We start from the raw sequence: 10,554 nt of genomic DNA, 5'->3' as shown, positions 1-10,554 counted from the left end.
CCGCCCTCGTCCTGCTCCAACTCGAACACGGCCGCACCGCCTGAACGAAGATCACTAAACGTCACGAGACGTTACCGAGAAGGGTTCAATGCGCCGTCGTCTCGGCACGGTCAGGGCAGAAAAGTGGTTCTCTCTGAAAATCCCTTTCGCGTATAGAGAGGTTTTGAAGAGAGAGTGTTTTTCTGCCCTGCGGGCGGGGTCATTCGGCGCCGAAGATGCCCGGTCCGCTGCTGAGGGCGGCCGGGGAGTCGGGCACGGGCAGCGTGCCGCCGTATTCGGGAGTCAGCCGGATTCCCGCGAGGTGCCAGACGCCATCTGACTTGACCTCGCGGACGCCGGATTCTCCGAGCCGGTACTTGGTGAACTGGGGCGTGAACCGGTTCCGGGCAATCCCGTTGGCGTCTTTCCACTCTTTGAGGGCCTGGTTGAACTCCGACCGCCTCACCCGGGAATCCGCGTCGAACACAAACAGGTCGTCGATCAGCGGTGAGAGCGGATTGACGGCTTCCTTGTGCTTGCGGGTGGTGACACTGACCGCCTCGGGGGAGACAAGTCCTTCCTGGAAGTAGCGGACCGCCCCACGCACGCACCAGGCGGCGATGCCTTCCGCCTCCGAGGCGAGCTTGTCGTCAAGGGCGCGGTCCTCCCGTCCGGCGAACGACTGCGTGAACTCCACCGCCCGCACCCGTGCCCAGATGGCCGGTCCCTGGCTCTGGAACTGGGGGAGGTAGTTCGACAGCAGCACGATCAGATAGCGGGGCACGTATTCAAAGGTCTCCCGGTACAGGTGCCGGGCCTGAATGGAGTCTCCGCCAGCATGGCGTTTGAGGAGTTCGTCATTCATCGGTGTCCCCTCGCTGCCCTCGGAGGCGGTGACGATGCGCGCGGTCCGCATCCGGGCTATGTCCTCGGTGTGCGCGTTCCCGCCCCGCTCGAACACGCTGAAATCCACGTCCTTGACGATGTGAGGGCCGAAGACGTTCTTCAAGGCCCGGATGATGGTTCCTTTTCCGTTGCGGCCCTTGTCGCCGAACCACACGGCGAAGGCGTGCTCACGGTTGTGTCCGGTGATGCCGTAGCCGATCAGGGTTTGCATGAAGTCGATGACTTCCGGCTGCCCGGGGAACACGTCGCTGAGGAATTGCAGCCAGCGTGGGCATGCGGCGTCCGGGTCGTAGTTGACCGGGGCCGCCTGAGTGAGGAGGCAGTCCGGGTACGCCTCGCGGAGTTCTCCGGTGTCCAGGTTCACGATGCCGTTGGCGAAGGTCAGCAGATGCGGGTGGGCGTCCACCTGGGCGGCGTCCACACGCAGTTCCGGCAGGGCCTCCAGTTCGGTGGCGATGGCCTTGCGGTGATGGGCCCGGCGCAGGTTCATCGCCGCCTCGGCCAGCCAGTCGGCGCCGGTCTCGACCGCCTCGGCGAGCATGCCGTTGCTGACCTTGGTCATGCCCTCCATGGCAGGCCCCTGCTTGTGCCCGACCTCCCACACGTTCCCGGTCCAGCGAAGCCAGCCCAGGTGTGGGGAGAACAGCAGCCGGCCGTCGAAGCGTTCGGCGCAGAAGTGCGCGTAGTCGACGTGCCGGATGCCGTCCTTCTCCGACAGCCGGGCCTGCCACTTCGGATCCGTGATCACCACTGCTCCCCCGCGCTGTCCCGGTAGGTCGCCGCGACCGTGCGGGCATGCTCGGCCCGACGCTCACCCCGGTTACGGCGCGGCGTGCTGGTACTGGCGTCGGCCTGCGGGTACGGGTCCGGGAACGTCGACTCGTAGATACGGATGTCCTCGCAGTACTCAATGTCCTCCAGCACGGACTCCAGCCACTTGACCAGGGCCGTGATGCGCGCGTGTGCCTGCTCGGCCGGACTCGGTGTCTTGCTCATCGCTCCTCGCTTCATCTCGTCACGGGGCCCGCACCCGCCCCGGCCGGTGCCGGGGGACAGGTCACGGCCCTCACCCGTAGGGGGATCGCAACGGATTCCCACGCCTCTGCCTGGGCTAGAGCCCAGGGGGTTCCCGAGAAGGGTGTGACGGCCCCGTGCACTGCCCGCACTCGCGTTGTCCGGGGACCGTTACAGCAGCGCGGGACGCGCGGGGGCCAGCGGGCGCCCCGGGACACAGTGAAGGCCCGCTCGGATCAATCCGAACGGGCCCCGGCGTCAACGCAACCAGCGTTACGCCACTTGATCGCGCTCAGTCTCTCCCAGACCCTCAGTGGCCCACACGATCGTGACCCGCTCCCCCTTCCAAGCCTTGCCCCGGACCGCCCTCTCTCGGGTCTCTGCCTTGCGGACGATGACCCGATTCACGAACAGCGCGAGCAGGTTCCGTCGCGCCGTGAGGTCGGCCTTGGCCCACCACGTCCCCGGCCCGATCGGATCGCCGTCGATCGCGTCCGCGTCACACTCCAGCCATGAGGCGATGGGCAGTTCAGGCACGTCCATGGCAGCGAGGGCGGCAATGCGTTCCTCAGCGGCTGCCATGCGGTCTTCCTGCGCTGCAACGTCCATGGTCCAGCGCTTGCGGCCGATCTCGGTCCGCGTGTAGCTGTCCTGAACGTCGTAGAGCTGCTCCAGGGCCCGCGCAGCATCCGCCCGTTCCGCCACCAGGGCAGAGCGCTCCTGAGCCGTCTCCGTGGGTTCTGTGGTCTCTCCTAGGCGCTTCTGCGCCTCGTGCAGGATGTCCCCCGCAGCTTCGTCGTCCTCGGCGGCCCCGATGATCGCAAAGACGCGACGCGCCACGTAGTCGTCCAGTAGTGGTTGGGAGATGGCCGACGTTCCCGTGTGCTGGCCGGGCACCACCATGCCGGTCGGGCGTGAGCACCGGTACGTGCTCTGTCGGGCGTCCGGCTTGACTGCCGTTGCCGACTTCATGGACCGCCCGCACTCGCAGTAGAGCATCCCGGTAGACGTGAGCAAGTTGCGTGAAAACCCTGCCCATTTGCGAGTCGATCGAACCTTGATCCACTCCTGAAGCTGCCACCACTCGGCAGGCTCAAGGATGGGTTCCCATGCCATGACGGGGTTGCCGTGCTCGTCGCGGACGATCCGGTACTCAGCAACGGTGTTCGTGCGTGTGCCGTCCTCCCGCAACTTGTAGACCGGCTCGGTGCGGTATCCGGCAAGCGTCGGGTCTCGGAGGATGCGGGTGAGGGTGTTGGGGCGCCACCCGCTGTTCTTGCGCGCCTTGCCTGCTGTCGCGCCCCTTGTGGGTACGCCGTCCCGGTTGAGCTTGGCGGCAAGCCATCCGATGGAACCGGGCATGACCCGGCCGTCCCCGGGTTGGCGAATGTGAGGGCTCTCCTTGTGGTACTTGATCAGCTCCCACAGGTCCCGAATCACCTTCGCCTCTTCGGGATGCGCCTTCAGAACCTGCACGACGATGGGTCGCCCGTCGGGAGTCTGGCGGGTCTCGGGGGTCAGCTTCCGTCCGTATGGGGCCGTGCCCCCGATGTACCCGCCAGCCTCCTTCGCAAGTTGCTTGGCGCCGTTGACTGCCGCGCTGCGGTTCTTGCTCTCGTTGTGGGCAGCGTCAAGGCGCATGATCAGGTGGATCAGGTCCATGAGGTTGCCCTTGCGGAACTCCCCCTCGGTGACACTGACGATCGTGACACCGAGGTTCAACAGCTCCGTTACGACAGGGATCGCGTCCAGTGGTTCCATCCGCGACAGGCGCGAAATGTGGTAGACGATGATCATGTTCACGCGACCGGCGCGGCAGTCCTTGAGGAGACGCTCATAGCCTGGGCGTTCCTTGCCGTTGAACGCCGAGATGCCTATGTCCGCGTAGTGACCGACCCAATGCACGTCGGCCCCGGCAGCCTTGCGCTTGTCTGCCTCGCCCTTGTTCGCAGCGCGCTGCGTCGTCGGGCTTGCTTCGCTCTTGTCTGCGCGGGCGGCGGACTGCCGTGCGTAGCCTGCTGCGTGGATGCTCATGCCTGTGACCACTCCTGGCGGACTCATGGCCACACTCTATGGAATTTCACGTGGCCAATGTGCGAGAACTCCACAGCTCGGGGAACACGTTCTTCTGCGCCCGCTTCTCCAGCCAGGCCACCCCGGCGGAGCCGCCCGTGCCGGGCTTGGCGCCCATCGCGCGGCGGGTGGCGACCAGGTGGTCGTTGCGCCAGCGCCACACCAGCTCGGCGACGTCGGTCAACGCCTCGCCGAGCCGGGCGAGTTCGCCGTTCTGGTCGCCCGAGTAGACGGCGGTCCAGGCCGCCTCCACCGCGGGCGAGGGCTCGTAGCGCCGGGACACGTCGCGGTCCCGTACGGCGTCCGGGATGTCGTGGCCGCGGCGCGCGAGAAGCCGTACGACCTCGTCGTACAGGCTCGGCTGGTGCAGCGCCTTCTCCAGTTCGGCGTGGACGCGCGGCGCGCCCCGGTGCGGGACCAGCATGGACGCGGACTTCTCGCCGAGCAGGAACTCCATGCGGCGGTACATCGCCGACTGGAAGCCGGAGCCCTCGCCGAGGGCGGAGCGGTACGAGTTGAACTGGGCAGGCGTGAGCTGGCCGAGCGGCTTCCAGGAGGCGTTCAGCGCCTCCAGTTCCCGTACGGAACGTTTCAGCGCGGCGACCGCCGCGGGGACGTCGTCCTCGCGCAGGGCCCGCGCCGCCGTCTCCCACTCGTGGACGACGACGGTGAACCACAGCTCCATCACCTGGGTCGTGACCAGGAAGACCATCTCTCCGGGGTCGTCGGAGAGGGTGTGCTGGAGGTGGGTGAGCACGTCCGCCCGGACGTAGTCCTCATACGGCGTCGTGCCCTGGAAGTCGAGATGCGGAGTCGCAGGCTCCTCAGCCTCGTGAGCCTCGTCAGCCTGGTGAGCCGGATGGGACATCGCTGTCTCCTGCTGTGCACTACGGGTAGCGGTCCGCCCTGCCATTACCGGCACGGGGCCCCGGTCCCCACCGGCATCTTCCGCAATCGTCCCCCGGAACGGCAAGGCCCGCCTGATCACAGGCGGGCCTTCGGTGTCCGTCGATACAGCCGTCGGTTCAGCCCAGGACCTGGGCCGCCGTCGGCGAGGAGTCCTTCAGGAACTGGCTGCAGCGCTCGTACTCCTCCTGCTCGCCGATCGCCTGCGCGGCGCGGGCGAGGGCGTGCAGGGCACGCAGGAAGCCGCGGTTCGGCTCGTGCTCCCACGGGACCGGGCCGTGGCCCTTCCAGCCGCTGCGGCGCAGGGAATCCAGGCCGCGGTGGTAGCCCGTACGGGCGTAGGCGTACGACTCCACGACGCTGCCCCGCTCGAACGCCTCGTCGGCCAGCCGGGCCCAGGCCAGCGAGGAGGTCGGGTGCTGTGCGGCGACATCGGTGGGCGACGTCCCGCCCGCGAGCAGTTCACGCGGCTGCGGGTCGTCGGGGAGGTGGGTCGGGGGCGGTCCCCCGAGGAGGTTCTCGTGAATGGCCATGGGTCCAGTCTGGCGCAGGTGCGGGGGCGGGGGCGCGGTGGTGGGGCGGTCACCCGTTCGGCTGATCATGCGGGGAGTCCGGTCGGTGGTCGCGGCAGGCTCGGCAAGCTGGTGCCCGCCTGCGAAGGGAGGCACCATGACGGTTATGGCAGAGCGCGCGTCGTCTCAGTTGTCGGTGGACATGTTCGAGCGGATCGCCGAGTTCGTATTCCGTGAGGACGAGACCGTCAGGTTGGAATTCATCAACGGACGGATCGGACTCAAGAAGGTGACGAACGGCAACCACGGCGAGCTCATCATGTGGCTGGTCCGCCGGTGCATGGAGTCTCGGCCCGAGCTCAATCTGAACCCGACCCAGGGGTTGCAGGTGGAGGCCTATCGCAAGGGCCGGGCGCTGCCTGACGCGGTGCTGACACCAGTGGGGCACTTCGCTGGGCAGGGCGACTGGGCCGACCCCGACGGTGTGCTGATGGCCGTCGAGGTCACGTCGTACGACTCGGACACGCACAACCGCGACCGCGTGGAGAAGCCTCGTGGTTACGCGGAGGCGGGTATTCCGGTCTACTTGCTGATCGACCGTGAATACCTCTCGGTTGTTGTACACAGCCACCCGGACCCGAAGGAGGGATACCGGGTCGTTCACACGGTGAAGTTCGGTGAGAAAGTCACCCTCCCCGACCCTGTCGGCATCGAACTCGACACCGAGGAGCTGAGGCGCTGGGCCGACTGAGGCCTTGTCAAGTGGTCAGGTCCCGCCTCCGCAACCCCACCAGCCCCACCGCCACCAGCGCCCCCGCGATCGCCGTCAGGACCACCACCGGCCCCCACGCCATGTCCTCACCCGGCAGCTTCGGCAGATGCCCGAACGGCGACACGTCCAGCACCGCCTGCGGTACGTCCAGCGCCGGCCCGACCCAGCCGATGAGCAGGACCGCCCCGGCCACGCCCCACGCCGCCGTCGCCGCGCGCGGCGCAACACCATGCAGCAGGACCGCCGCGCCGCCGATCGTCCACACCGCGGGGAGCTGCACCAGGCACGCCGCGAGGATCCGCCCGAGGTCCTGGCCGTAGCCGACCGCGAAGCCCAGGCCCGCCAACAGCATGATCAGGGCGGATCCGGCGAAGGCGACCGTCAGGTGTCCGGCAGCCCAGCGCAGGCGGCCCACCGCACCGGCCAGCACCGGTTCCGCGCGGCCCGAGGTCTCCTCGCCGTGCAGGCGCAGCACCGTCGCCACGATGTACAGGGCCGCGATCAGCCCCATGATCCCGATCATCGACGACAGGAACGCGTCGGTGATCCCCGACTGTCCGCCCATCCGCTGGATGATCTCGCGGGCGTTCTCGTTGTCGCCGACGAGGTCGGCCGCGCCCTCGGTCATCCCGCCGTAGACGACCCCGGCGAGGAAGAAGCCGATGCTCCAGCCGAGTACGCTGCCCCGCTGCAGCCGCCAGGCCAGCGCGCCGGCGGTCGCCAGCCGGCCGTTCGCCGGTCCTGGCCGGGTCGGCACGAAGCTCATGCCGACGTCCCGGCGCCCGGTGAGTGCGTAGGCCACCGCGCCCTGGGCCAGCGCCGCCCCCGCCAGCAGCAGCAGGACCCACCAGCGCTCGTCGGCGTACGGCCGGACGTTCTCCAGCCAGCCCAGCGGGGAGAGCCAGGTCAGCACCGACGAGCCGTCGTCCGTGGCCGAGTCGCCCGCAGCGCGCAGCACGAAGGCCGCGCCGAGCACGGCCGCCGTCAGCCCGCGGGCCAGCCGGGCGCTCTCCGTCAGCTGGGCGATGATCGCCGCCATCGTGGCGAAGACCATCCCGACGCCCGCGATGCCGAGCCCGAAGGCGAGGGCGCCGGTGGCGCCCTGCCCGGCCAGTCCGGCCGTGATCAGCAGGGCCAGGACGGCGTTCGCGACGGCCGCCGCGAGCAGCGCCGCCGTCAGGGAGGCCCGGCGGCCCACCATCCCGGACGCCACCAGCTCCTGCCGGCCGCTCTCCTCCTCGTCCCGGGTGTGCCGTACGACGACGAGCAGGCCCATCACGGCGGCCAGGGCAGCGGCGAAGACGCCGATGCGCCAGGCCGTCAGCGCGCCCAGGGAGTCGTCGAAGACGGGGCCGATCAGCGCGCGCAGCGAGGAGTTGGTCTCCATCTGCCGCACCAGGTCGGCGCGTTCGGCCGGGCTGCCGTACAGGCCCTTCAGCGTGTTCGGCATGGACAGGACCATCAGGGCGTTCACGACGATCCAGACCGGGATCATCAGCCGGTCGCGGCGCAGCGCGAACCGCAGCAGAGTGGCCGTGCCCGCCAGGTGACGCGAGCTGGAGGGCCGTACCGCGAAGGTCGTGGCGGTCATGACGATGCCACCTTGTTCTCGTGGTCCGTCTCGGTCTGGTAGTGCCGCATGAACAGTTCCTCCAGCGTCGGCGGCGTCGACGTCAGCGACCGCACGCCCGACTCGCCGAGCTGTCGCAGGACGCCGTCCAGCTTGTCGGTGTCGACCTGGAGCCGGACCCGGTGTCCCTGGATGTCGAGGTCGTGCACGCCGGGCAGGCGGGACAGCCCGCCCGGCGGGCCGGCGAGTTCGGCGGTGACGCTGGTGCGGGTCAGGTGGCGCAGGTCGGCGAGCGAACCGGTCTCGACCGTGCTGCCCTTGCGGATGATGCTGACCCGGTCGCACAGCTCCTCGACCTCGCTGAGGATGTGCGAGGAGAGCAGGATCGTACGGCCGCGCCGCCGCTCCTCCTCGACGCAGCGCTGGAAGGCCTCCTCCATCAGCGGGTCCAGGCCCGAGGTCGGCTCGTCCAGGATCAGCAGGTCCACGTCGGAGGCGAAGGCGGCGACCAGGGCGACCTTCTGCCGGTTGCCCTTGGAGTACGTCCGCCCCTTCTTCGTCGGGTCCAGCTCGAACCGCTCGATCAGCTCCGCCCGGCGCCCGGCGTTCAGGCCTCCGCGCAGCCGGCCGAACAGGTCGATGACCTCGCCGCCCGAGAGGTTGCGCCACAGCGTCACGTCCCCGGGCACGTACGCGATGCGGCGGTGCAGCTCCACCGCGTCGGTCCAGGGATCGCGGCCGAGCACCTGCGCCGCGCCGGAGTCGGCGCCCAGCAGGCCGAGCAGGACACGGATGGTGGTCGACTTGCCGGCGCCGTTGGGGCCGAGGAAGCCGTGGACCTCGCCGGTCTCGACTTCCAGGTCGAGCCCGTCGAGCGCATGCGTCCGGCCGAACGACTTGTGCAGGCCGGAGACGGTGATTGCCTTGGTCATGCTTCAGAAAGTACAGTTCTTTCAGAAATTTGTGAAGTTAAGGAAGCGTTAAAACGGCGTCTAGACTTGCGGACGGCGTCCGCTCAGGGGCTGAGCAGGGGAGATGATCGAGGTATGACGGAACCGAAGGCGAGGGAGCAGAGCTCCCGCGATCCGGTGGCGATCTCGCGGTTCGTGGAGCACTTCGCGGCGCAACTCGTCGAGGCGGGCCTGCCGCGGATGCCCGCCCGGGTCTTCGCGGCCCTGCTCTCCTCCGACACCGGAGCCCTGACCTCCGCCGAACTCGGCGAACAACTGAAGATCTCACCCGCCGCGGTCTCCGGCGCGGTGCGCTACCTGGCCCAGGTGCACATGCTGTCGCGCGAGCGGGAACCCGGCTCCCGCCGGGAGCGGTACCGGGTGCACAGCGACCAGTGGTACGAGGCGCTCACCAACCGCGAGGCGGTCATCAAGCGCTGGGAGGAGGCGCTGCGCGAGGGCGTCACCCACCTCGGCGCGGACACTCCGGCGGGCCGTCGGCTCGCCGAGACCCTCGCGTTCTTCGAGTTCGTGGACGGGGAGTTCCAGGGCCTGATGGAACGCTGGCGCGTGCACCGCGACAAGCTGTTCGGCCAGGACCAGACGCCCCCCTGAGATGGTCCTGGAGGCGCGCGTGGCGGAACTGGTACACGGCGCCCGACCGGCGCAGCACATCACGCTCCGCGCGGACTGCCGTCCGTAAGCCAGAGACTGCTGATCCCGCCACCATGTGTCGGACTTTACGCAGACATGTCACGGAGGCGCAGTCGGAACCGCGGATTCATACGGCTCCTTCGTATCCTCTACGGCTCCTTCGTCTCAGGTCCCCGACGACGAACCCGGTGACGCAGGCAACGTCAGCCCCCAGGCCGCCTCCCGTACCGTCCACGTCCGCCGCCGTAGCGGCCCCGACACCGCCGTGTCCGCCCGGTAACGGAAGTGGGCGCCGGAGACGGTCACGGTCCGGCCCGTCGCGAGCAGCGGCGACGCCTCCGCGCCCACCGACAGCGGGCGCACCTCGACCTCGGCCACACCCGCCTCGCCCGACGTCACGGACAGCGCCTCCACCGGCTGGTCCAGGTCGACCAGCCGCACCCCGTCGACCTCCACCCGCAGCCGCGCCGGGCCGGACGGCGGGTCGGCGGCGCTCCGGGACGGCCGGGCCGGCACCAGGGTCCGTACGAAGGACCGGCACGTCCGCAGCCATGGCCGTACGGCGGTGTCCCGGTCGTCGTCGGTGTCGCCGTTCTTCAGGTATGACGGCTCCCGCACCGGCACCGGCGGGATCCCCACCGTCCCCAGCACCACCCCGTCGCTGTCGTCGACGAGCAGGTCCAGCCGCCGCTCCGCCCCGTCCAGCACGGCCCGCGCCGCCGCGACCGCCCCCGTGGGCACACCCAGCGCCCGCGCCACGGTCAGCGCACCCCCCACCGGCACCACCGACAGCACACACTGCGCCAGCTCCCGCTGCCGGTGCAGCAGCGCCACCGCCCGCACCAGCGCCCGGTCGTCACCGACCACGACCGGCCGCCGCGAGCCGCGCCGCGCCAGCGCCCGGGCGAACTCCTCCGGCCCGTCCGGCAGGCACACCTTGGTGGCCGCACCCGCGCTGAGCACGTCTTTCGCGATCCGTACCGACTCCCCGTCGGCGCGCCGGGCGACCGGATCGATGACCACCAACAGCTGATCGGAAGTCGCGGAAGTCGCCACCTCGGCCATGCCTCGCTTCCTCGGGTAGCATCTTTGTGCAAGAGCCCCTTGCGCTATTGCGCCAGGGGCTTCGTCTATTCCGGGGCATCCGGTCCGACGGTTGTGCGGCCAACGACGGTCGCGGTGTATGCGGCGGAAACCCACCGCATACGTCCCTGACCT

10 protein-coding genes are annotated in these 10,554 nt (G+C 69.3%); 2 read left to right on the top strand and 8 right to left on the bottom strand.

What is annotated here, in order from left to right; translation table 11 throughout:
- Nucleotides 1-199: 199 nt before the first annotated feature.
- The 5 genes from H8R17_RS36090 to H8R17_RS36070 all read right to left on the bottom strand — a co-directional run bounded on the left by H8R17_RS36090 (nucleotide 200) and on the right by H8R17_RS36070 (nucleotide 5,411).
- Entirely contained in the window at nucleotides 200-1,633 is a 1,434-nt protein-coding gene (locus tag H8R17_RS36090; RefSeq protein WP_187827432.1) for a phage/plasmid primase, P4 family, read from the bottom strand.
- The gene (locus H8R17_RS36085; RefSeq protein ID WP_187827431.1) at nucleotides 1,630-1,881 is read right to left on the bottom strand and encodes a hypothetical protein; all 252 of its coding nucleotides are present in this window, start codon (nucleotides 1,879-1,881) and stop codon (nucleotides 1,630-1,632) included. Before H8R17_RS36085 ends, H8R17_RS36090 begins: the two co-directional genes overlap by 4 nt.
- A gap of 291 nt (nucleotides 1,882-2,172) precedes the next feature.
- Nucleotides 2,173-3,933, bottom strand: a complete 1,761-nt coding sequence (locus H8R17_RS36080) for a recombinase family protein (RefSeq protein WP_187827430.1) — start codon at nucleotides 3,931-3,933, stop codon at nucleotides 2,173-2,175.
- A 46-nt stretch (nucleotides 3,934-3,979) separates the two neighbouring features.
- On the bottom strand, nucleotides 3,980-4,840 hold the full coding sequence (locus H8R17_RS36075; protein ID WP_187827429.1) for a tryptophan 2,3-dioxygenase family protein: 861 nt from the start codon (nucleotides 4,838-4,840) through the stop codon (nucleotides 3,980-3,982).
- Between the two features lie 157 nt (nucleotides 4,841-4,997).
- Entirely contained in the window at nucleotides 4,998-5,411 is a 414-nt protein-coding gene (locus tag H8R17_RS36070; protein ID WP_187827428.1) for a DUF3151 domain-containing protein, read from the bottom strand.
- Between the two features lie 136 nt (nucleotides 5,412-5,547).
- On the opposite strand from H8R17_RS36070, the gene H8R17_RS36065 reads away from it, so the two are divergent.
- Nucleotides 5,548-6,141, top strand: coding sequence for a Uma2 family endonuclease (locus H8R17_RS36065; RefSeq protein WP_187827435.1), 594 nt, complete (start codon nucleotides 5,548-5,550; stop codon nucleotides 6,139-6,141).
- A 7-nt stretch (nucleotides 6,142-6,148) separates the two neighbouring features.
- Here the strand turns inward: H8R17_RS36065 and H8R17_RS36060 are convergent, their stop codons facing one another.
- Both H8R17_RS36060 and H8R17_RS36055 read right to left on the bottom strand, forming a co-directional pair.
- Nucleotides 6,149-7,753, bottom strand: coding sequence for an ABC transporter permease (locus H8R17_RS36060; RefSeq protein ID WP_187827427.1), 1,605 nt, complete (start codon nucleotides 7,751-7,753; stop codon nucleotides 6,149-6,151).
- The gene (locus H8R17_RS36055; RefSeq protein WP_187827426.1) at nucleotides 7,750-8,664 is read right to left on the bottom strand and encodes an ABC transporter ATP-binding protein; all 915 of its coding nucleotides are present in this window, start codon (nucleotides 8,662-8,664) and stop codon (nucleotides 7,750-7,752) included. The genes H8R17_RS36060 and H8R17_RS36055 overlap by 4 nt, the downstream gene beginning before the upstream one ends.
- A gap of 114 nt (nucleotides 8,665-8,778) precedes the next feature.
- Here H8R17_RS36055 and H8R17_RS36050 point away from each other — a divergent pair, with 114 nt between their 5' ends.
- Nucleotides 8,779-9,297: a GbsR/MarR family transcriptional regulator gene (locus tag H8R17_RS36050; protein WP_187827425.1), complete on the top strand. Its 519-nt coding sequence runs from the start codon at nucleotides 8,779-8,781 to the stop codon at nucleotides 9,295-9,297.
- 204 nt (nucleotides 9,298-9,501) lie between these two features.
- Here the strand turns inward: H8R17_RS36050 and H8R17_RS36045 are convergent, their stop codons facing one another.
- Nucleotides 9,502-10,401, bottom strand: a complete 900-nt coding sequence (locus H8R17_RS36045) for a diacylglycerol kinase family protein (RefSeq protein ID WP_187827424.1) — start codon at nucleotides 10,399-10,401, stop codon at nucleotides 9,502-9,504.
- Nucleotides 10,402-10,554: the final 153 nt, after the last annotated feature.

Origin of the sequence: Streptomyces sp. TRM68367 (assembly GCF_014495685.1) — a bacterium.
Classification (GTDB): Bacteria; Actinomycetota; Actinomycetes; order Streptomycetales; family Streptomycetaceae; genus Streptomyces.
The sequence above is the reverse complement of the archived record's forward strand: the minus strand, read 5'-3'. Positions and strand labels throughout refer to the sequence as shown.